Origin of the sequence: Hymenobacter edaphi (genome assembly GCF_003258365.1) — a bacterium.
Lineage (GTDB): Bacteria > Bacteroidota > Bacteroidia > Cytophagales > Hymenobacteraceae > Solirubrum > Solirubrum edaphi.
The window spans coordinates 578123-600008 of record NZ_QHKM01000003.1 but is presented as its reverse complement, the minus strand read 5'-3'; the positions used below and the strand labels follow the sequence as shown (position 1 = coordinate 600008).

At 63.9% G+C, this 21886-nt stretch carries 19 protein-coding genes; 14 read left to right on the top strand and 5 right to left on the bottom strand.

The window, feature by feature from the left end; all coding sequences use genetic code 11:
- Positions 1 to 27: 27 nt before the first annotated feature.
- Positions 28 to 1059 (bottom strand): MlaD family protein, encoded by a 1032-nt coding sequence (locus tag DLM85_RS12950; RefSeq protein WP_165822129.1) that lies wholly within the window; start codon positions 1057 to 1059, stop codon positions 28 to 30.
- Positions 1060 to 1141: 82 nt separating this feature from the next.
- Complete coding sequence (locus DLM85_RS12945; RefSeq protein WP_111478520.1) at positions 1142 to 1975, bottom strand: N-acetylmuramoyl-L-alanine amidase family protein; 834 nt, start codon at positions 1973 to 1975, stop codon at positions 1142 to 1144.
- Between the two features lie 178 nt (positions 1976 to 2153).
- Here DLM85_RS12945 and DLM85_RS12940 point away from each other — a divergent pair, with 178 nt between their 5' ends.
- From DLM85_RS12940 to rplS, 8 genes are all read left to right on the top strand, one after another.
- Entirely contained in the window at positions 2154 to 4880 is a 2727-nt protein-coding gene (locus DLM85_RS12940; RefSeq protein WP_243635951.1) for a putative LPS assembly protein LptD, read from the top strand.
- 114 nt (positions 4881 to 4994) lie between these two features.
- Positions 4995 to 5810: a 3-methyl-2-oxobutanoate hydroxymethyltransferase gene (panB, locus tag DLM85_RS12935; protein ID WP_111478518.1), complete on the top strand. Its 816-nt coding sequence runs from the start codon at positions 4995 to 4997 to the stop codon at positions 5808 to 5810.
- A 261-nt stretch (positions 5811 to 6071) separates the two neighbouring features.
- Positions 6072 to 6788, top strand: a complete 717-nt coding sequence (locus DLM85_RS12930) for an RluA family pseudouridine synthase (RefSeq protein WP_111478517.1) — start codon at positions 6072 to 6074, stop codon at positions 6786 to 6788.
- 200 nt (positions 6789 to 6988) lie between these two features.
- Entirely contained in the window at positions 6989 to 7756 is a 768-nt protein-coding gene (locus DLM85_RS12925) for an acyl-CoA desaturase (RefSeq protein ID WP_111478516.1), read from the top strand.
- Between the two features lie 388 nt (positions 7757 to 8144).
- Positions 8145 to 8687 (top strand): 30S ribosomal protein S16, encoded by a 543-nt coding sequence (locus DLM85_RS12920; protein ID WP_111478515.1) that lies wholly within the window; start codon positions 8145 to 8147, stop codon positions 8685 to 8687.
- A gap of 147 nt (positions 8688 to 8834) precedes the next feature.
- Entirely contained in the window at positions 8835 to 9434 is a 600-nt protein-coding gene (gene rimM, locus DLM85_RS12915; protein WP_111478514.1) for a ribosome maturation factor RimM, read from the top strand.
- Between the two features lie 80 nt (positions 9435 to 9514).
- Positions 9515 to 10252: a tRNA (guanosine(37)-N1)-methyltransferase TrmD gene (gene trmD, locus DLM85_RS12910; protein ID WP_111478513.1), complete on the top strand. Its 738-nt coding sequence runs from the start codon at positions 9515 to 9517 to the stop codon at positions 10250 to 10252.
- 92 nt (positions 10253 to 10344) lie between these two features.
- A complete protein-coding gene (rplS, locus tag DLM85_RS12905) occupies positions 10345 to 10701 on the top strand; it encodes a 50S ribosomal protein L19 (RefSeq protein ID WP_111478512.1) in 357 nt (118 codons plus the stop codon).
- Positions 10702 to 10795: 94 nt separating this feature from the next.
- Here rplS and DLM85_RS12900 read toward each other — a convergent pair whose 3' ends face one another.
- A complete protein-coding gene (locus DLM85_RS12900) occupies positions 10796 to 11170 on the bottom strand; it encodes a hypothetical protein (protein ID WP_133257040.1) in 375 nt (124 codons plus the stop codon).
- 150 nt (positions 11171 to 11320) lie between these two features.
- Between DLM85_RS12900 and DLM85_RS25480 the strand changes: the two genes are divergently transcribed.
- The gene (locus tag DLM85_RS25480; protein WP_165822128.1) at positions 11321 to 14314 is read left to right on the top strand and encodes a M1 family metallopeptidase; all 2994 of its coding nucleotides are present in this window, start codon (positions 11321 to 11323) and stop codon (positions 14312 to 14314) included.
- Positions 14315 to 14333: 19 nt separating this feature from the next.
- Complete coding sequence (locus tag DLM85_RS12895; RefSeq protein WP_165822127.1) at positions 14334 to 14921, top strand: inorganic diphosphatase; 588 nt, start codon at positions 14334 to 14336, stop codon at positions 14919 to 14921.
- Between the two features lie 78 nt (positions 14922 to 14999).
- On the opposite strand, the gene DLM85_RS12890 is transcribed toward DLM85_RS12895, so the two are convergent.
- On the bottom strand, positions 15000 to 15704 hold the full coding sequence (locus DLM85_RS12890; protein ID WP_133257039.1) for a hypothetical protein: 705 nt from the start codon (positions 15702 to 15704) through the stop codon (positions 15000 to 15002).
- Between the two features lie 266 nt (positions 15705 to 15970).
- On the opposite strand from DLM85_RS12890, the gene DLM85_RS12885 reads away from it, so the two are divergent.
- From DLM85_RS12885 to DLM85_RS12870, 4 genes are all read left to right on the top strand, one after another.
- Positions 15971 to 16378, top strand: coding sequence for a 6-pyruvoyl trahydropterin synthase family protein (locus DLM85_RS12885; protein WP_111478508.1), 408 nt, complete (start codon positions 15971 to 15973; stop codon positions 16376 to 16378).
- Positions 16371 to 17036, top strand: coding sequence for a GTP cyclohydrolase I FolE (gene folE, locus DLM85_RS12880; RefSeq protein WP_111478507.1), 666 nt, complete (start codon positions 16371 to 16373; stop codon positions 17034 to 17036). Before DLM85_RS12885 ends, folE begins: the two co-directional genes overlap by 8 nt.
- A 94-nt stretch (positions 17037 to 17130) precedes the next feature.
- A complete protein-coding gene (locus DLM85_RS12875) occupies positions 17131 to 18060 on the top strand; it encodes a TIGR01777 family oxidoreductase (protein WP_111478506.1) in 930 nt (309 codons plus the stop codon).
- Positions 18061 to 18085: 25 nt separating this feature from the next.
- Positions 18086 to 19354 (top strand): hypothetical protein, encoded by a 1269-nt coding sequence (locus DLM85_RS12870; protein WP_133257038.1) that lies wholly within the window; start codon positions 18086 to 18088, stop codon positions 19352 to 19354.
- A 56-nt stretch (positions 19355 to 19410) separates the two neighbouring features.
- On the opposite strand, the gene DLM85_RS12865 is transcribed toward DLM85_RS12870, so the two are convergent.
- Positions 19411 to 21807, bottom strand: coding sequence for a transglycosylase domain-containing protein (locus DLM85_RS12865; RefSeq protein ID WP_111478504.1), 2397 nt, complete (start codon positions 21805 to 21807; stop codon positions 19411 to 19413).
- Positions 21808 to 21886: the final 79 nt, after the last annotated feature.

The following is a 21886-nucleotide window of genomic DNA, read 5'->3' as shown; positions in this document are numbered from 1 at the left end:
GGGCTTTCCGTTCAAAGCAAGGCGGGCTCAGGGCCGCACGGCCGTATCCACCGGCGTAGTGGCTTGCTGGGTCACGGTTTTGGTTTCGCGCTTGCGGGTGCCGTCGGGCTTCACTTCCGTTTCGGTTTTCTTCTTTTCCTTGTCGCCGCCGCCGAACACGGAGAAGTGCACGTAGCGCTTGGGGTTGGCCTTCAGATCCACCAGCAGGGCATTGGCCGAGGCCGACGTGGCGTTCAGATTGGTGTAAAGCGAATCGTCGTTGAGCAGCAGGCCCAGGGAGCCTTTGGTGCTGGTCAGCTGCTGGTTCAGGCCCTTGATGGCCGACTGCGTCTGGGCCACGGTGGTGTTCAGGTCGCGCACGGTTTTGGCCAGCGGGGCGCGCTTGAGCGTGTCGGTGATGGAGGCGAGGTTGGTAGCCACCTGGTCGAACTTGCGCTCCGTCACGGCCAGCGAGGAGCTGAGCGCGGCCATATTGGTGGTAATCTGGTTGATGTTGCGCTGGTTCATCACCAGCATGTTGCGCAGGGCCTCGGTGGTGGCCTGCGAGTTCAGCAGGGTCTGCTGCAGGCTCAGGCGGGCTTCCTTGCTCAAAAACTGGTTGACGCGGATCAGCGTGGAGTCGACGGTGCCGAGCACGGGCAGCGCCTTGGCCTGGAAGGCGTCGGTGAGGCTGGCCGCGTGGTAGCTGCGCAGCTCCTCGCCGCCCTCGAAAATCTTGGTGTTGCGCCCCTGAATCAGCGTCACCGACTTGGAGCCCAGCAGCGAGCCGCTGAGGCTGGCCAGCGTGGAGTCGCCGACTTCCACGTCCTTGCGGATTTCGAGGGCCACCCGGACGCGGTTGCCCTGTTCGGGCATCAGTTCGCGCTTCTTGACCTGGCCCACGGCCACGCCGTTGAGCAGCACGGCCGCGCCGTCGTTCAGCCCGTCGACGTTGTCGTAAACGGTGTAAAAGGTGCGGTCGGAGGAAAACACATTGCTGCCTTTCAGGAATCGAAAGCCAACAAACAACGCCACCAGGGCGACAATGGCCAGCAGGGCAACTTTGGCTTCTTTGGACACGGGGAAGGCGGAGAGAGAAAAAGAAAGAGAAATATCGGGGCCGCCGACGAATGCCGGGGCAAGATAGGCGAACGGCGCGCAGTTAGTCGGCCGCGCTGCTGGCCTCCAGGTCCTGCTTGTATTGGCGGAAGGCGCGGTAAATACCCGCAGCCATATACGACTGTCCGGCCTTATCGTTTAAGTACTGCTCCTCGCCCGGATTGGTCAGAAAGCCAACCTCGATCAGGGCCGAGGGCATGGTGGATTTCCAGAGCACCAGAAAGCCCGCCTGCTTCACCCCGCGCGAGGGCCGCTTCACCGTGGTGCGGAACTCGTGGTCGACCTTGGCGGCAAAGCGCAGGGAGTTGTCGATGTGGGCGCTCTGGTAAAGCGAGAAGAGGATGTGCGACTGGGGCGAGCGGGGGTCGAAGCCGCTGTAGCGTTCCTTGTAGTTGTCTTCCTGCAGAATTACGGCGTTTTCGCGCTTGGCCGTGGCCAGGTTGGCCTCGGTCTTGTGCGGCCCCATCGTCCACACCTCGGTGCCGCGGGCGGCCGCGGGGCCGGCGTTGCAATGGACCGAGATGAAGAGGTCGGCGTTGTGTTTGTTGGCCACGCCGGCGCGGTCGGCCAGCTCCACGAAGTCGTCGGTTTTGCGGGTATACACCACCTTCACGTCGGGCATGTTATCCTCGATGAGGCGGCCCAGCTCCAGCACGATTTTCAGCGCCACCGCGGCTTCGCGGGCGCCGTCGGGCCCGGCGCAGCCCTTGTCTTTGCCGCCGTGGCCGGCGTCGAGCACCACGGTGCGCAGGCGGTACTGGGCCGCCGCGGGGCGCCGCGGGGCCTCGGCGCTCGAATCGGGCTGCTGCGCCACGCTCGCGGCCGGGCCGGGGCCCAGCGCCAGCAGCGCCGCCACGAGAAGGACAATATTCCGCACGGTGTTCGTTAGATGGGGCGGCTACCCGCTATTTTTGCACTCTTAGCCACAAAATAAAGCAAATCTGCCCTTCGTGACTCTTTCCGCGGCGCATATTCAAACGCTATGCCGCAGCAGACGGGTGCTTCGCCCTTGGCGTACGCTCGCCCTGCTGATTAGTTATTGCCTATTGCTGGACGTGGCGCAGGCCCAGCAGCGCCCCGCCGCGCCGCAGCCCCGCCCCGCCGGGCAGGCCGCGCCTCCCCTGGCCGCCCGCCCCGATACGGCCCGCACCGGCGCCGACTCGCTGCGCGTGGGCGTGAAGCCCAAGGGCGACATCGAAACCACGGTGAAGTACCAGGCCAAGGACTCCATCCGCTTCAACGTGCAGGAAAAGCGGGCGGTGCTCTACAACAAGGCCAGCGTGAACTACGGCACGATGGACCTGAAAGCGGGCGTCATCACCGTCGACTACAGCCAGAACCTGCTCACGGCCGAGGGCCGGGCCGACACCACCGGCAAGGTGCGCGACAAGCCCGTGTTCAAGGACGGGGCCGAAACCTACCAGGCCGGGCGCATTGCCTACAACTTCAAGTCGCGCAAGGGCAAGATTGCGGAGGCCATCACCCAGCAGGGTGAGGGCTACATCCACGCCGAGGTGGTGAAGAAAAACGAGCTGAACGAAATCTACGGCCTGCACGGACGCTACACCACCTGCAACCTGGAGCACCCGCACTTCTTCATCAACGCCTCGAAGATGAAGGTGATTCCGCGCAAACAGGTGGTGACCGGGCCCTTCAACCTCGTCATCGGCGACATTCCGACGCCGCTGGGCTTTTTGTTCGGCTACTTCCCCACCCCGGGCAAGTCGCGCGCCTCGGGCCTGATCATTCCGACCTTCGGGCAGGCGCTGGACCGGGGCTTCTACCTGACCAACGGCGGCTACTACTTCGTGGTCAACGAGCACATCGGCCTGCGCGTGACCGGCAGCGTGTACTCGGGCAACGCCGACTCCTTCGGGGGCTGGGGCGTGAACACCGACCTGACCTACCGCAAGCGCTACAGCTACGACGGCCGCCTGGAGTTCAGCTATTCGCGCCGGCCGGCGGGCCTGATTCTGGGCTCCTCGGACCTGAGCGCCAACGCCAACCTGCGCCGCAACTTCAAGCCCCGCACCTTCTGGCTGTCGTGGAGCCACGCGCCCACGCCGCGGCCGGGCGGGGGCCGCTTTTCGGCCAGCGTGCGCACGGGCAGCCCCGAGTTCAACCAGCAGAACACCATCGACGTGCGCAACTACCTCACGCCGGCCTTCAACTCGTCGATCAGCTACTCCAAGCAGCTGCGCAACCTGCCCATCAACTACTCGCTGCAGGCCACCCAGGATTTGAACACCATCACCCGCACGGTGAACCTGACGCTGCCGGATGTGACGCTGGCCGTGCAGCGCCAGAACATCTACCAACTGCTGGGCATGCCCACGCGCGGCAAGTTCTACGAGCAGTTTTCGGTGGATTACCAGTTTACGGGCCAGAACCGGCTGACCAACACCGAGGCCGCCCGCACGCTGGCTTCGGGCCTGCCGCTGCTGGGCGGCAACACGGCCACGCGCACCGTCCCCATTGAGCTAAGCAACCTCGGCCCGCTGCTGCGCAACTACCAGACCAGCCTGCAGCACCGCTTCGGCCTTTCGCTGGGCAACTACACCCTGCTGCGCCACCTCTCGTTTGCGCCCAGCGCCTCGTACGGCGAGTCGTGGTTTCTCAAGCGCCTGAACTACCGCTACGTGCCCGATGCGCAGGCCATCCGGGTCGATACGGCCCGCGGCCTGTTCCGGGTGGGCAACTTCAGCGCCGGCGCCGCCCTCTCCACCAACCTGTACGGCACCGTCAACTTCGGCAAGACCAAGCGCATTCAGGCCATTCGCCACCGCCTGGCGCCCAGCGTGAGCTACACCTACTCGCCGGATTACCTCTCCAACCCGAACTACTACGAGCAGCCTTACAACGATGGCCTGCTGCCCTTCGACCTGCGCAACACGGCCGGGGCCCTGTTTACGGCCTCGCAGTTTTCGCGCTACCAGGGCTTCGCGGGCACCGGGCCGGGTGGCGGGCCGGTCAGCCAGGTGAGCTTCAGCCTGCAGAACCAGGTGGAAATGAAGGTGCGCAACGACAAGGATACCACCGGCACCCAGCCCACCAAGAAAGTCAGCCTCATCGACGGCTTCGACCTTTCCTCCGGCTACAACTTCATTGCGCAGTCGTTTAAGCTGGCCCCGCTCAACGCCAGCCTGCGCACGCAGGTGGCCCAGAAGCTGAGCGTGCTGGTATCGGGCACCTTCAGCTTCTACCAGCGCGACTCCTCGGGCACGCTCATCGATAAGTACCTCTTCGACCAGCCCAACCCGCGTCTGGCCCGCCTGGATCAGGCCTCGGCGCAGCTCAGCTATCAGTTCGACAGCAACCGCCGGCCGGGTCAGCCCAGCAGCCGTCCCCAGCGCACGGCCCCGGTCAACGACCCGGTGCTCGGCAACCCCAACCAGCCCGATTCCTACGTCGACTACCTCGACTTCTCGATTCCGTGGACGCTGAATGCCTCGCTCGGCGCCCTGTACTCCGACCCCGGCCCGCGCCTGGCCCGCACCGGCGTGACGCGCAACCGCTCCTGGCCCACGGTGGCCATGAACGTGAGCGGCGAAATCAAGCTCACCGACAAGATGCGCCTGAGCTACACCTCGGGCTACGACTTCGTGTCGCGCAAGGTCACGCTGACGTCCATCAACTTCTTCCGCGACCTGCACTGCTGGCAAATCACCGGCTCCTGGATTCCGACCGGGCAGATTCAGGGCTTCAACGTGACCATCGGGGCCAAGTCGGCGCTGCTGCAGGACCTGAAGCTGAACCGCAACCGCACCTTCCTGAACCGCTAAGCGGTGACAGGTGCGTACTTGCCGCTTGGCCGGCTGGTTACGGGGCAAAAGTTACTTTTGGGCCGCAGAGCTGACGCGCTACGTGTCGCCTGTCACCTCATCACCCCAAAAACCATGTCGCAGCACAAGGAAATCAAGCGCGTGACCACGCATCAGCTGCTGGCCATGAAGCAGCGCGGCGAGAAAATCTCGATGCTCACGGCCTACGATTACTCGATGGCCAAAATCCTCGACGGGGCGGGCATCGACGTGCTGCTCGTCGGCGACTCGGCCTCCAACGTCATGGCCGGGCACGAAACCACGCTGCCCATCACGCTGGACCAGATGATTTACCACGCCGCCTCGGTGGTGCGGGCCGTTACGCGGTCCTTTGTGGTGGTCGACATGCCGTTTGGCTCTTACCAGGGCAATTCGTCGGAGGCACTGCGCTCGGCCATCCGCATCATGAAGGAATCGGGCGGGCACGGCGTGAAGCTGGAAGGCGGCGCCGAAATCAAGGACTCGATTATCCGCATCCTGACGGCCGGCATCCCGGTGATGGGCCATTTGGGCCTCACCCCGCAGAGCATCTACAAGTTCGGCACCTACACCGTGCGGGCCAAGGAAGAAGCCGAAGCCCAGAAGCTCATCGAAGACGCCAAGCTGCTGGAAGAGCTGGGCTGCTTTGCCTTGGTGCTCGAAAAGATTCCCTCGGCCCTGGCCAAGCAGGTAGCCGAGCAGCTCTCGATTCCGGTTATCGGCATCGGGGCCGGGCCCGAAGTCGACGGGCAGGTGCTGGTGGTGCACGACATGCTGGGCATCACGCAGGAGTTCAAACCGCGCTTCCTGCGCCGCTACGCCGAATTGGGCGACCTGATGCACCAGGCCGTGACGCAGTACATCGACGATGTGAAAAGCCGCGACTTCCCGAACGAGAAGGAAGCCTACTAAGCCCGCTCCGCAACCGGCAAAAAAATCCGCGCCACGGCCCAACCAGGTCGTGGCGCGGCTGTTATAAGGCTGTCTGACAGCCCGCCGCCGACCGGCTCGGCGCCGCCCGGGCAATGCATATCCGAACTCTGTCGTTTATTTGCAGTTACCGTTGGTCGGCGCGGCAACCGGCTCCCCGCGAGGAGCGTGCGTTTGTGACTGTGAGTTGACTTATTCCGGGCCTGCCCCGCCGACGTTGTTTACCTTTTCCGGATTCCAGTAGTGAACAGACCCGCCATCTGGTCGGAGCAGAAAGAAATTCTGTTCGAAGACAACCACCTGCTCATCGTCAACAAAACCGCCGGCACGCTGGTGCAGGCCGACGAAACCCGCGACGAGCCGCTCTCCGTCAAGGCCGCCGAGTACCTGCGCCTGAAGTACAAAAAGCCCGGCAACGCCTTTATCGGCGTGTGCCACCGCATCGACCGGCCTGTGTCGGGCATCGTGGTGCTGGCCAAAACCAGCAAGGCCCTGAGCCGGCTGAACGAAATGTTCCGCGACAACCACATGCACAAAACCTACTGGGCGCTGGTGGGCAAGGCCCCGCAGACGATGGAAGGCACCCTGGTGCACTGGCTGGTGAAGGACCCGATGCGCAACGTGACCAAGGCCTACCCGCAGAAGCACCAGCAGGGCCAGCGCGCCGAGCTGAACTACAAGGTGCTGGGCCAGGTGGGCCACCGCTACCTGCTCGAAGTCAACCCCATCACCGGACGCCCGCACCAGATCCGGGTGCAGCTGAGCACCGGCCTGGGCACGCCCATTACCGGCGACGTGAAGTACGGCGCCATGGCCCCGCTGCCCGATTTGAGCATCGCCCTGCACGCCCGCCGGCTGCAGTTCAAGCACCCCGTCACGCAGCAGGAAATGGACATCGTGGCCCCGCTGCCCGACGCGGAAGTATGGGACCCGATCCGCAGCGGCGAAATGGTGAGCTAGTGCACTGGTGAGTTTTTATATTCTCCCGAACTGAACCATACTCCCCGGTTCACCATTTCACAGACGCCCCGGATGGGCGCTGACGAAAGTCATTGGCCGGGCCGCGGCCGGGCGCTACGTTTGCGTCAGCTCTTCGAACCAAACCGGCTTGTACGCGTTTACGCGTCAAGGCTTTAACCCTTTTTCCTTCCTCCCGCCTCATGCCGATTCTGCTGTTTTTCGTCGGGCACTGGTACCTGTCGCTGTTCGTGCAGACGTTCTACCTGCACCGCTACGCGGCCCACAAGATGTACACCATGAACCGCTTCTGGGAGCGGTTTTTCTTCCTGCTGACCTACCTGGCGCAGGGCTCCTCGTACCTCTCGCCCCGGGCCTACGCGCTGCTGCACCGCATGCACCACGCCTACTCCGACACGGAACACGACCCGCACAGCCCCCACTACTCGTCGAATGCCTTCACGATGATGTGGAAGACGAAAAACATCTACAACTCGGTGCTCAACAACGAGTACGAGTTGGCCAAGCGCTTCGAGGGCGACTACCCCACCTGGGGGGCGCTGGAGCGCATCGGCGACCATTGGATTTCGCGCGTGGCCTGGGGCACGGCCTACGTGGGCGTGTACGTGGCCCTGGTGCCGGCCAGCATGTGGTACCTCTACCTGCTGCTGCCCTTCCACTTCCTGATGGGCCCGGTGCACGGCGCCATCGTCAACTGGAGCGGCCACAAGTACGGCTACCAGAACTTCGACAACAACGATAAGTCGCGCAACTCCCTTTTCTTCGACTTCCTGACCGGCGGCGAGCTGTTTCAGAACAACCACCACAAGCTGCCCATGCGCGTCAACTTCGGCGTGAAGTGGTGGGAGCTGGACCCCACTTACCCCGTCATCTGGACGCTGGACAAGCTGAGCATCATCAAGATCAAGCGCGAGAAATCGGCCAAGCAGCCGGTGTCGATGGCGGCCTAAAGTCGCTTCGCCTCAACAAAAAAGCCGCTCCGGGAAACCAGGGCGGCTTTTCTGTTGAGGATGAGAGTGAAAAAAAGCCTGTCATCCTGAGCTTGCGAAGGACCTTCCTCGCACCCTGCCTCGCCACTACCTATGAAGTGCTGACGCTTTTTACCAACCGGCATTGACGTCACCGCAGTCCGGACGAAAGAGAGTTGGTAGCTGCGCTTTATGGCTGGTGCAAGGTTCGAGCAAGGTCCTTCGGCTACGCCCCAGGATGACGTTCTGGTTACGCTCACTGACAAATCTTTAAACTCAGAATCAAACTGCTGCTTCTTTTCCCTACCTTTGCAGCCCAAATCTTTTTTTCATCCGACGCACGAGCTGCGTCACCTAACCGACACGGTTTATGGCAGTTAAAATCCGCCTCGCCCGCCGCGGCCGCAAAAAGGCCGCTATGTACGACATCGTAGTAGCTGATTCGCGCGCTCCGCGTGACGGCCGCTTCATCGAGAAACTCGGCACCTACAACCCGCTGACCAACCCCGCCTCCATCAACTTCGACGCCGACAAGGCTTTCGATTGGCTGATGAAGGGCGCCCAGCCCACCGACACCGTGCGCGCCATGCTGTCGTACCGCGGCGTGCTCTACCGCAAGCACCTGCAGCTCGGCGTTATCAAGGGCGCCATCGGCCAGGACGTAGCCGACCAGCGCTTCCAGCAGTGGACCGAGGAGAAGAATGCCAAGATTGAAGGCAAGCGCACCGACGTGGGCGCCGCTAAGGACGAAGCGCGCAAGCAGCAGCTGGCCGCCGAAACCAAAGTGCGCGAAGCCCGTGCCGAGGCGCTGCGTCAGAAGCAGGCCGCCGCTACCGCCGCCAACGCTCCGGCTGCCGAAGAAGCTCCCGAGGCTGCCGAAGCTCCGGCCGAAAGCACCGAGGAAAACGCCTAAGCTCAGTTTAGGAGCCTTTCCAGTTTAGGAGTTTTTGAGTTTGAGAGTTTAAGAGTTTCCTCCGGGAGTTCTTAAACCTCGGACTCAAAAACTCCTAAATTTTTTACCTCCTAAACTCACCAACTCTTACCATCCTACCCTGTCAACATGACTCTTGACGAAAGCTATGAGCTGGGCTACGTGGTGAAAACCCACGGCCTGCGCGGCCAACTGGTGGCCGAGCTGGACGTGGACGACGTGGCCGACTACCTCGACGTGGAAGAGGTATTCGTGGAGCGCCCCGCCGGCTCGGGCAAGCTGCACCGCTTCGAGGTGGAGCGCCTCACGCCCCAGAACGGCACCCGCGTGCTGCTCAAGCTCCGGAAGGTGGACCGCATCGAGGACGCCGAGCTGTTTCGCGGCCTGAAGCTGTTTCGTCCGCTGGAAGATTTGCCCGAGCTGGAGGACGACCAGTTTTACTTCCACGAGGTGGTCGGCTACACCGTAGTCGACGCCAACCTGGGCCAGCTGGGCACCGTGGAGGCCTTCTACGAGCTGCCCGAGCAGGTGCTGCTGGCCATGCGCTACCAGGGCCAGGAAGTGCTGATTCCGGTGGTCGGCGAGCTGGTGCAGCACGCCGACGAGGACACCCGGGAGCTGCACGTGACCCTGCCCGAAGGTCTGCTCGACATCTACCTCAAGCCCTCGGCCCCCGACGACGAAGAGGACGCCGAGGATGCCGGAGCGGACAAAGCCGCCGAAGCCTAGCCCGTACCGGCGTCGGCCACCGCTTTTCTGACACCGCGAACCGCTCCGGCGCTTCGCTCACTTCCAGCCCGCGCCCAGCCATGCGCTTCGACATCATCACCTGCCAGCCCGAACTGCTCGTCAGCCCCTTCGCGCACTCCATCGTGAAGCGGGCCCAGGAAAAGGGTCTGGCCGAAATTCACCTGCACGATCTGCGCCAGTTCGCCATCAACAAGCACGGGCAGATCGACGACTACGCCTTCGGCGGTGGAGCGGGCATGGTGCTGCGCCCCGAGCCCATTGCCGCCTGCATCGACGGGCTGCGGGCCGCGCGCCCGTACGACGCCATCATCTACCTCACCCCCGACGGGCCCACTTTCCGGCAGGCGGCGGCCAACCGGCTGTCGTTGCTACAGAACGTGATACTGCTCTGCGGGCACTACAAGGGCGTGGATGAGCGCATCCGTGAGGAGTACGTGACCGAGGAAATCAGCGTGGGCGACTTCGTGCTCAGCGGCGGTGAGCTGGGCGCGGCCGTGGTGGTGGATGCCGTAGTACGGCTGCTGCCGGGCGTGCTCGGCAACGAGGAATCGGCCCTGAGCGACTCGTTTCAGGACAATCTGCTGGCCCCGCCGGTGTACACCCGCCCGGCGGAGTGGCGCGGGCGCGAGGTGCCGGCCATCCTCGTGTCGGGCGACACGCCCAAGGTGGAGGACTGGCGGCACGAGCAGGCCCTGCAGCGCACCCAGCAGCGCCGCCCCGATTTGCTGGCGGATATGCCCCAGGAGGCGTTTGAGGAGCCGCGCAAGCCGCGTCGCCGGAAAAAACCTAACGCTTAGTGTTGTAGCGCGGGCGAAACTCACTATATTTGCGCCTCCTTACTGAAACCACTCGGGCGGCGGCGCCGCCTTTTTTAGATTTTTTTGCTGTCATGAGCCAACTTCTCGACCTCATCAACCAGGAAGCCAAAGAGCGCCGCGCCAGCTTCCCGGACTTCGCTGCCGGTGATACGATCAACGTACACGTAAAAATCCGCGAAGGCAACAAGGAGCGCATTCAGCAGTTCCAGGGCGTAGTAATCCAGCGCCGGAACGCAGGCCACAACGGTGAAACCTTCACCGTGCGTAAAGTGTCGAACCAGATCGGCACCGAGCGTATCTTCCCGATCATCTCGCCGAACCTCGACAAGATCGAGCTGGTGCGCCGCGGCAAAGTACGTCGCGCCCGCCTGTTCTACCTGCGCGGCCTGTCGGGCAAAGCGGCTCGTATCAAAGAGAAGCGCGCCTAAGGCACCCTGCTCCCCCTACGCAAGCGGGGCCTTCACCTTTCGGTGGAGGCCCCGCTTGTCGTTTCCGGCGGAGAGAGGAGTTGGCGCGCAGCGTTTAGTCGGCCGCAGCCCGCCCGCCGGCCACCTGCTTGGCCGCTTCCAGCAGCGCCTTGCCTAGGTTTTCCAGGCGCAGGCGCACGGGCGGCTCGGTAGCCAGGGACGTCACTTTCGCGGTGTTGTCGCCCAGGCGGTGCAACAGCTGCCCCACCAGCTTGTGGTCGAGGGTGCCGCCGCCGAAGTGGGCTTTCAGCGCCTGCAGGTCCGTCACGACGGGGTGCAGCTCGGGTACGTGCAGGTCCTTCAACTCCTCAATCCAGCGCTGCAGCCGGTTGTCGAGCCCGGCTTTGGTAATGGCTTCCTGCAAGTCGCCACCGAGAAAATCCGTGGTGGCATCCAGGTGTACCTGGTGTTGTGATTCGTGCTTTTGCATCGGGCTTAGGGGGTTAGGTGAGACGGATGATGCGGCCCGGAGCGGGCGTAGGCCAACGCGCAAAGCGAAGCCCGGCTTATGCCCAACTCCGGCCCGTAAACGTCATACGTCCGCAACGCGTACTTTCGCCACGCATTCCGCACATTCCCTATGCAAAAGTTATTGACCGGCCTCGCGCTGGCGGTGCTGCCCCTGGCAGCCGTGGCCCAGACTGAACGCGCCTACTGGCAGCAGGAAGTCAACTATTCCATCGACGTGACCCTCGACGACCAGCAGCACGTGCTGACGGGGCGCGAGGAGTTTCAGTACGTCAACAACTCGCCCGACGCGCTGCCCTTTATCTGGATTCACCTTTGGCCCAACGCCTACAAGGACAATTCCTCGGCCTTTGCCCGCCAGCAGCGCGAGCAGGGCAAGCGCAAGTTTGAGTTTGCCAAGCCCGGCCAGCGCGGATCCATCGACCAGCTGGATTTCCGCGTGGAAGGGCAGGTGGTCAAGCTGGACTACGACCCCAACAACCCCGACATTGCCAAGCTCACCCTGCCGCAGCCGCTGCCGCCGGGCCAGCGCGTGACCATCACGACGCCCTTCCGGGTGAAGCTGCCCGACTCGTTCTCGCGCATGGGCCACGTGGGCCAGAGCTACCAGATCAGCCAGTGGTACCCCAAGCCGGCCGTGTACGACCGCACCGGCTGGCACCAGATGCCCTACCTCGATCAGGGCGAGTTCTACTCCGAATTCGGCTCCTTCGACGTGCGCATCACCCTGCCCGACAACTACGTGGTGGGCGCCACCGGGGAGCTGCAGAACCCCGACGAGCGGGCCCGCCTCGACCAGCTGGCCGCCACCACGGCCCAGAAATCGGCCGAGGGCTTTGGCTCGGACGTGAGCTTCCCGCCATCGGCGGCGACGACCAAGACGCTGCGCTACACCCAGGACCGCGTGCACGACTTCGCCTGGTTTGCCGACAAGCGCTTCAACGTGCTCAAGGACACGGTGAAGCTGCCCGGCTCGGAGCGCGTAGTGACGACCTGGCTGCTGTTTACGAACCGCAACGCCGCCGACTGGCTGAAGCACCGCAACGACATCCGCTACGCCCTGCAGGGCTACTCGCGCTGGGTGGGCGAATACCCCTACTCCGCCGCCACCGCCGTCGACGGGGCGCTGAGCGCGGGCTCGGGCATGGAGTACCCGATGGTGACCGTGACGGACCCGTTTGCCACCATCCACGAAGTCGGCCACAACTGGTTTTACGGCATCCTGGGCTCCAACGAGCGGGAGTTTCCGTGGCTGGACGAGGGCGTGAACAGCTACATGGAAAACCGCGTGTCGGAAGCCTCGGGCGCCGAGCTGACCGACCCGATTGCCAAAGCGGCTACCACGCCGAAAGTGGCCAAGGGCTTCGATTTGCAGGGCGTGCCGTCCTACGCCGTGTCGCAGCTGCAGTGGCAGGTGCCGGCCAGCCGCGGCTACGACCAGGCCGTGGCGGGCGTGCCGGCGGCCAAGTACGTCAACTATAACTACGGGGCCGTGGTCTACGGCAAAACCGCCGGCCTGCTGCGCTACCTCGCCGCCTACCTGGGCCAGGAGAAGTTCGACCAGGGCATGCGCCTGTACTACGACCGGTGGAAGTTCCGCCACCCCGCGCCGGCCGATTTTCAGGCCGCTTTCGAAGAAGCCGGCGGGCAGAAGCTGGACTGGTTTTTCCAGCCGATGCTGAGCACCACCGCCCGCTACAACGCCACGGTAGCGGACATCATGAGCACCGACCAGCAGGTGAAAGTGCTGGTGCGCAACGAATCCAACGCGCCCTGGGCCGTGCCGGTATCGACCGTGGACGCCGCGGGCAAGGTGCTGGAAACGCTCTGGACGCCGGTGTTCGGCGGCCGTGAAGCCGAGGAGAAATCGGATACCGAGGACACGGACGTGGTCCAGCTCAACTTCCGCCGCACGCCCGACGTGGCCGCCGTGGTGGTGGATGCCCAGTACCTCACGCCCCAGCTCAACCGCCGCGACGACCGGCGCCGCCTCAGCGGGGCCTTCCCGACCCTGGAGCCGATTCGCCTGCGCCCGCTGCTGAGCACGGAGCGGTGGGACCATGCGTCGTTTAACTGGCTGCCGGCTATGGGGGCCAACACCTACGACAAGTTCATGCTCGGGGCGGCGTTCTACAACAACCCGCTGGTGCTGAACAAGCTGAGCTACCTGGCCATGCCCATGTTCAGCTTCAACCGCGGCGAGTTGAAGGGCGTGGGCCAGCTTAGCCTGAACGCGCTGCCCACCGGCCCGCTGCTGCAGCGCGTGACGACCAGCTTCCTGGCCACCCGCTTTGAGCGCTACACCAAGCTGGAGCCCAGCGTAACGCTGGAACTGCGCCGCAACCGCCCCGCCGGCCCGCAGCAAACCGTGCAGCTGGCCTACACCATCGTGCGCTCGAAGGATGAGCTCAGCAACAACATCATCCCCACGCTGCGCTACGAGCTGGACGGCGGCGACGCCGTGAACCAGTACGGGGCCGAGGCCGAGCTGAACACTTTCAGCCCGCGCAATGCCGGTACCAGCTACGACTCACCGGTGCTCGGCCGCCTCGCGCTGCGCTACCAGCACTACTACAAGCCGAACAAGAGCGTGCGGGCCCGCCTGTTCGGCGGCTACTTCTTCCAGCAGACCGCCGTCGAAGCCCAGCGTTACTTCATGGGCCTGAGCGGCAGCTTCGACTACCGCCGCCAGACGGCCTTCCTGGACCGCCAGCAGATTTCGGACGCCTACACGGCCCAGCGCCACCAGTTCGATGACCGCGACGGGGCCTTCAAAGCCTACCTGCCCGTGGCGGCCGACAAGTGGCTGACCACCCTTAACCTGGAAGCTGAGCTGCCCGTCACTTCGTTCACCGTTTTTGCCGATTTTGGGGCCGTCAACCGCCGGCAGCTGCTGCCCGACGGCCGCAACCAGCGCCTGTTTTACGATGCCGGGCTGGGGCTGCCGTTGTTCAATAACGTATTCCGCCTATACTTGCCGGTGGCCGGCTCGCAGTACACCGACGGGCTGCCCAACAACTTCAAGGACTTCAGCCACCGCATCCGCTTTGTGCTCGACCTGCAAAAAATCAGCCCCTTCCGCCTGCTCGACCAGACCCTGCGCTAAGCACGGGCTTCGGGGCAGCATGCTGTTGCTGGCAGCCGGCCTCGTGGTCGGCTGCCAGTCGCGTTTTAACGAGCTGCCCACCTACTCCGACGAGCGGCACCTGCTGCAGGTGGTGGTGGAAACGCCCGCCGGCACCAACCGCGTGCTGCACTACGACGCGGCCTCCAACGACTTCAAACCGGAGCAGCGCGCCGGCGTCGACCGGCTGATCAACTTCCTGCCCTACCCCGCCAACGCCGGCTTCGTGCCCTCTACCAAGCTGCCGGCCTCGCCACGGCACCCGACCGGGCAGGCGCTGCCGGCCCTGGTGCTGGCCGAAAGCCTACCCGCCGGCACGGTGCTGGAGGTGCTGCCCGTGGGCCTCGTCACCCTCGACCGCGCCGGTGAGCTGGAGCCCGTGGTGCTGGCGGTGCCCGCCCGGCCCAGTCAGCGCATTCTGCCCGTCACCAGCTGGCGCGAGCTGCGGCAGCAGTACCCGGCCGCCCAGGAAGTGCTGCGCCTGTGGCTGCTGCGCTCGGCCGAGCACGGCGAGGTGCGTGTCGTGGGCTGGCGCGACGAGCAGACCGCCGAGCAGCAGATCCGGCAGGTGCAGCAGAAATCCGACTAGCCGGCAAACCACGCCACTAAATACAAAACGGCCCCGCCATTGCTGGCGGGGCCGTTTTTAGTACGAGGTCGGGGTCGACTACTCGATTTTGTTCATGCGGTCTTTTACCGACTCCAGCTGCACGCGCATGTTCACAATGTCGGCGCGGGCGGCTTCCTGCTCTTTCAGGTTGGCGTCCACCATGTTGTTGAGCTTCACGAGGTCAGCGGCGTTTTCGGCCAGCTGCTGCTGAATTTCAACTTTCTTGGTTTTGTTCTTTTCGATATCCTTCTTGATGGCGTCCTGCTTGGCAATAACGGCCATGTGGTTGTTCTGCGAGTTGATCAGGGCCTTTTCGGCTTCCTGCACCTGCAGGGCAATGTCTTCGCGGTACAGGCCGCGGGCGAAGTCCTTCAGGTAGGCTTCGGCCGACTTCCACTGCTGGGGCGTGGCGTCTTTGCTCAGGTAGGCGTTGCCCAGGTCAATCGACCACCACACGGTGGTACCGGTCGGTACGGCATCGACTTTCGAGATGATGCGGATCGGAGTCTTGGAGATGGACTCCACCACGACGCCGTCCATGGAGTACACGCCCTTGTCGGCCTTTACTTTGCCGATTTTCTCGTTGATCATTTTCACCCACGAGTCTTCGACGCGCTTGCTGTCGAGCTGGATGGTGACGCGCTGACCTTTGCGCGGAATGCCCTTAACGGCCATTTCCGTTTCGTCAACGGGCGAACGTTGCGCAAACCCGGCAGTCGTCAGGACGAACAGCAACAGAGAAAGGAGTACGCCTGATTTCATAAGAAGTGAAATGAGTTGGAAGAAACGTTGGGAAAGAGGTCAACCGGTAGTAGGCTTGGTTAACAACTCACCAAATTTAACCACCTCCCAACAAAGCACCACCCGGCCGGCCGTGATTTTTTTTGGAATACAGCACTTTTGTTAGATAAATCATTGCACATATTTATTAAATACAATATCCAAAAAATCCATCCTTCCCAAAGTACTGTAATTGAAGAGGTTGCAAAACTCGAAACAAAGTTTATCTTCCGCCGGTTATGGGGCCCATGAAAGTTACCATCGGCCGGACTGAGTACTTCAACGCCGCGCACCGCCTGTATCAGCCCGCGTGGTCGGACGAGCAGAATGCGGCCGTGTTCGGGCCCTGCAGCAACCCCAACTACCACGGCCACAACTACGTGCTGACCGTGCGCCTGACCGGGGAGCCCGACCCCGAAACCGGTTACGTGTACGACCTGAAGCACTTGAGCCGCCTCATCAAGCGCGAGATTCTGGATACCTTTGACCACCGGAACCTGAATCTGGACACCGAGGATTTTCGCCAGCTCAACCCCACAGCCGAACACATTGCGGCCGTCTGCTGGCGCCGCCTGCGGCCGCACCTGGCGGAGCACCTGGCCCTATCGGTCACGCTCCACGAGACGGACCGCAATTTTGTAGAATACCATGGCTAACCAGCCCGACCCCGGCGCGGCCCCCCTGACCGACGCCCACCTAGCCCCTTCCCTGCGCACGCCGCTGCGCCCCGACGCCTTTGCCCTGAGCGAGGAGGAAAAAATTGCGGGCATCACCGAACATTTCCGCCACATCATGGACCTGCTCGGCCTCGACCTGACGGACGACAGCCTGGCCGGCACGCCCCGGCGCGTGGCCAAGATGTACGTGCACGAGTGGTTTCGCGGCCTCGACCCGGCGCAGCGCCCCGAGGTGCGCCTCTTCGATAACCGCTACCAGTACGAGCAGATGCTGGTGGAGCGCGACATCACCCTCTTCAGCTGCTGCGAGCATCACTTCGTGCCCATCATCGGCAAGGCCCACGTGGCCTACCTGCCCGGGCAGCACGTGGTGGGCCTGAGCAAGCTCAACCGCGTGGTGCAGTACTACGCCCGCCGCCCGCAGGTGCAGGAGCGCCTCACCCGGCAGATTGCCGAGGAGCTGAAGCAGAGCCTGCAGACCGACGACGTGGCCGTGCTCATCGAGGCCGACCACCTGTGCGTGATGAGCCGCGGCGTAAACGACACGAGCAGCTCCACCATCACGGCGGAGTACGGCGGGCGTTTCGGGCACGACGAGAGCCTGCGCCGGGAGTTTCTGCGCCTGATCGGCAAATAACGAACTGACGCTCTACCGATTTGCGTTTGGGCTGTACATTTGCGGCCCGTTTCGGCTTTTCCCCACTCCGGGCCGACGACGTAGCACCCTCCCCATGAAACCATCCTTGCGCAAAGTGTTGATTTCGGGCGGCCGCGGCCTGATTGGCATGCGGCTGTCGGAAATGCTGATCGACGCGGGCTACGAGGTAGCGCACCTCAGCCGGCAGACCTCCTACGGCCACTACTGCTCGTTTCGCTGGGACCCCACCACCGGGCAGATCGACGAGGCCGCCATCGGCTACGCCGACTTCGTGGTGAACCTGGCCGGGGCGAGCGTGTCGGAAGGCAAGTGGACCGACGAGCGGAAGCAGGACATCATGGCCAGCCGCGTGGGCGGCACCAACCTGCTGGCCCGCGAGCTGCGCGAAAAGCCCCACCGCGTGAAGGCCTTTATTTCGGCCTCGGCCATCGGGGTGTACGGCGACGCCGACGCCCGCCTGCTGACCGAGGATGCCCCGCCCGCCCCCGCCGACGACTTCCTGGCCGAAGTGGCCACGCAGTGGGAACGGGCCGCGCAGCAGGTACAGGCGCTGGGCGTGCGCACCGTGGTGGCCCGCATCGGGGTGGTGCTCAGCGACGAGGGCGGGGCCCTGCCCACCATTGCCCGGCCGGTGAAGCTGGGCGCGGGCGTGGTGCTCGGCTCGGGCCGGCAGTACATGTCCTGGATTCACATCGACGACCTGTGCCGCCTGCTGATTCAGATGATGGAGGAGCCGGAGTGGCAGGGCACCTACAACGCCGTGTCGCCGAACCCGGTGACCAACCGCGAATTCACCGAAACGCTGGCCGAGGCCCTGCACCGCCCGCTGGTGCTGCCCAAGGTGCCCGAGTTCGGCCTGAAGCTGGTGATGGGCGAAATGAGCGAAATCGTGCTGGCCTCGCAGCGGGTGAGTGCCCAGAAAATCGAGCAGCAGGGCTTTCAGTTCGAGTACCCGGAGCTGCGCGGGGCGCTGGCTTCGTTTTATCAGAAAGAGGAAGAGTAAACGAGTATAACTTGCCAGCTTACCGGTGCAGTTGGTTCAGCCCGGTCACTCGCTGGTCATCGTGTTCCTCCGTCGATTCTTCAAAGTCCTGCTGAGTCTGCCGCTGCTTCTCGGATTGGCGTTTTTGCTCTACCTGAACGCGGCCCTTTACTACCGGCCCCACTACTTTGACGTTGGTGGCCAGCGGCTGAATGCCGACGTGCTGGCCCAGTTGCGGCACCTGCAGGAGCGCATGCACCAAGGGGCTGCGGCCGACATGCAGGAGCTGTTCCCAGAAGGCTTCGTTTTCACGAATGCGTTCTACAGCCTGAGCTGGAGCGAGGTGGCCGCCGCCGCGCCACCGGCCAGTCAACTGCACCAAGATGCCGTGTCCGAAAGCCGCTGGGCCGTGCAGCAGATTGCCTCACCCCAGGGCCGGGCCATCTTCAACCCCGATCTACCCCTGCCCTACGGCGCCTTTTACGTGGGCTGGCTGAACTACGCCCTGGGCAAGCAGCTGGCCGCCCAGCTGCCGGCGCAGCGCCTGACGGCTGATACCGCCCTATTCCGCCACAACTGCGCCCGGCTGGCCCGCGTGCTCGACTCCACGGCGGCGCCTTATCCCGAAACCTACCCCAACCTGACCTGGCCGGCCGATGTGGCCGTGGGCGTGGCCTCCCTGGCCGAGCACGACCGGCTGTATCCGCCGCGCTACCAGGGCCCCATCCGCTCCTGGCTGCGGCGGGCGGCAGCTCTTACCTATTCGTCGGGGCTGCTGCCGCACGAGGTGGAGTTTGCCAGTGGCCGCCCGCGCGAAGGGGCGCGGGGCTCTTCGCAAAGCCTGCTGCTCTGCCTGCTCGCGGATATTGAGCCGACTTTCGGGCGGGCCCAGTTTCGGCAATACCGGCGCCACTTCGTTGACCGGCGCCTGGGGCTGCCGGGCATCCGGGAGTACCCGTTTGGGAGTGCGCTGGGTGCCGACGTCGATTCCGGGCCGGTTATCTGGGAAATTGACGGCGCGGCCTCGGTGGTGGGGCGGCGCGCGGCCCAGCAGTACGGCGACGTAGCGCTGGCCGAAGGCCTGCACTGCAGCATGGAGACCTTCGGCCTGGCCCGCACCGTGGACGGCAAACGGGCCTACCTGTTCGGGGAGCTGCCTTTGGCCGATGCGTTTTTAGTTTGGGGGAATGCGGCGGCCATCAAACCCGGGCCCGCGCCGGCCGCCAACTGGCGGTGGCGCTTTCAGCTGTACTGCCTGGCCACAGCGGCCGTGACGGGTGCCTTGTTGTTCTGGCTCTGGCGCCGGCCTCGCTGACAAAACCAAAACAAAAAAGGGTGCCCGTAGGCGCCCTTTTTGTACTGCCATAATCTTTACTGCGGCACCTTCAGGCTGTCCGGAATGGGCGTTTCGCCGCTGTTGATGCGCTCCAGCAGGTCGTCGGTGGCAATGGAGTCGATTTCAATCTTTTTGCGGCGGGGCCGGTCGTCTTCGCTGTAGCAGATGTACTTGCGGTTGATTTTGCCGGGGTACTTGGCGAAGTGGCCGGGCGTGATGCCCAGCTCGGAATCCTTATACACCTTCTCCATGTACGAGCCGAAGATGGGCAGGGCCATGCGGCCGCCTTCGCCCTGCTCGGAGCGGAAGAAGTGAATCGAGCGGTCCTCGCCGCCAACCCACACGCCCGTCACCAGGTCCTTGGTCACGCCCATGTACCAGCCGTCGGAGTAGTTCGAGGTGGTGCCGGTTTTGCCGCCGATCTGGTTGTCGTTTTTCCACAGGTCATACTCCCACAGGCCCTGCGAGGTGCCGCCGGGCTCCTCCATGCCGCCGCGCAGCATGTAGAGCATCAGCCAGGCCGTTTCGGCCGAAATGGCGGGTTTCTGCTGCGGATCAAACTGCTTGATGACGTTGCCGTTGCGGTCCTCGATGCGGGTAACGATGAGCGGCTCGGGCCGGAAACCGCCGTTGACGAAGGTGCTGTAGGCGTTGACCATTTCGTACACGCTCACGTCGCCAGCCGAGCCCAGGCCGATGCTGGGTACCGGCAGCAGCTTGCTCCGAATACCAACCTTGTGGGCGTATTTGGCCACTTCGTCCCAGCCCACGCGCTCCGTGAGTTGGGCCGTGACGGAGTTGACCGAGCGGGCCATGGCGTGGCGCAGGGTCATGTTCGAGCCGGTATACTCGCGGGTTACGTTGTCGGGCTGCCACTCCATGGGCTTGCCGTCCTCCACGTACTTGATGGTCACGCGCTGGTCCCGAATCCGGTCACAGGGCGCGTAGCCTTTGTCGAGGGCGGTCAGGTACACGAAGGGCTTGAAGGTGGAGCCAGCCTGGCGCTTGCCCTGCCGCACGTGGTCGTACTGGAAAAAGCGGTAGTTCAGCCCGCCCACCCAGGCCTTGATGTGGCCTGTGTAGGGGTCCATCGACATCATGCCTGCCTGCAGGAAGTGCTTGTAGTAAGCCAGGGAGTCGAGCGGCGACATAACCAGCGTGGTGTCGCCGTCGCCCTTCCAGGTAAAAACCTTCATCGGCCGCTTGGTGCGCAGGGCCATTTCCAGCTGGTCGGGGTGGCCCTTGTATTTCTCGGCAAGGCGCTTGTAGAGCTCCGTGCGCTTGATCTGCGTCTCGATGAAGTTCGGAATTTCCTTGCCCTGCTCGTCCACCCACGGGGCCGAGTCGCGGTTGCGCCAGAAGTTGTCGAAGGTGCGCTGCAGGGCTTTCATGCGCTTCTGCACGGCTTCCTCGGCGTGCTCCTGCATGCGCGAGTCGAGGGTGGTGTAAATCTTCAGCCCGTCGCGGTACATGTCGTAGCCGTTCTGCTCGCACCAGCTGCTGACGAACTGGCTGATGGCCGAGCGGAAGTAGTTTTCGGGGCCGTCGACGTGCTTTTCCACCTGGTACTGCAGCACGATGGGCCGGGCCTGCAGAGCCTGGGCCTGGGCCGCGGGCAGCACGCCCGCCTGGGCCATGCGCGTGAGCACGAGGTTGCGGCGGCGGGTGGCGGCTTCGGGGTGAAACTTGGGGTTGAAGGCCGTGGGGTTGTTCAGCCCGCCCACCAGCACGGCGGCCTGCTCGGGCGTGAGCGAGTCGGGCGTGGTGCTGAAGAAGGTTTTGGCCGCCACCTTGATGCCGTAGGCCTGCGAGCCGTAGTCCACGGTGTTCAGGTACATGCGCAGGATTTCGTCCTTGGTGTAGCGGCGCTCCAGCTCCACAGCCGTCAGCCACTCCTTCAGCTTGGCCACCACGGTGCCCACGCCGGGCACCTTGCCCAGGGCGCCCTGCTCCTCGCGGCGGGTTTTGTAGAGGTTTTTGGCCAGCTGCTGGGTGATGGTGGAGCCGCCGCGCTTCTGCCCGCGCAGGGCGGCCACCACCGAGCCGCCCAGGGCTTCGGGGTCGATGCCGGCGTGCTCCTGAAAGCGGATGTCCTCGGTGGCCACCAGCGCCTTCACCAGCCAGGGCGACATGCTGTCGAGGGGCACGGGGTAGCGGTTTTCGCGGTAGTAGCGGCCCAGCTGCACGCCGTCGGCGGTGTACACCTCCGAGGGCTGCTCCACCTTGGGATTTTCCAGCTCCTCCAGGCTCGGCGACTTACCAAACAGGAACAGGAAGTTGCTGCCGACGAGGATGGGCAGCAGAAAGAAAAAGCCGGCCAGCAACGCAAACGTGGCCCAGGCCAGCCGCGACAGTCGGTTGGGCCAGGAGCGTTTCGGGCGCGGAGCTTTGGGCGGGCGGGCAGCGGTATTCGGAGCGTCTTTCGAAGGCATCGGGCAGAAGGAACCGGGCTGCCACAACGCGCACGCACCGGGGGAAGTGCAAATATACCGCTTACCGGCCGGGTGCGCG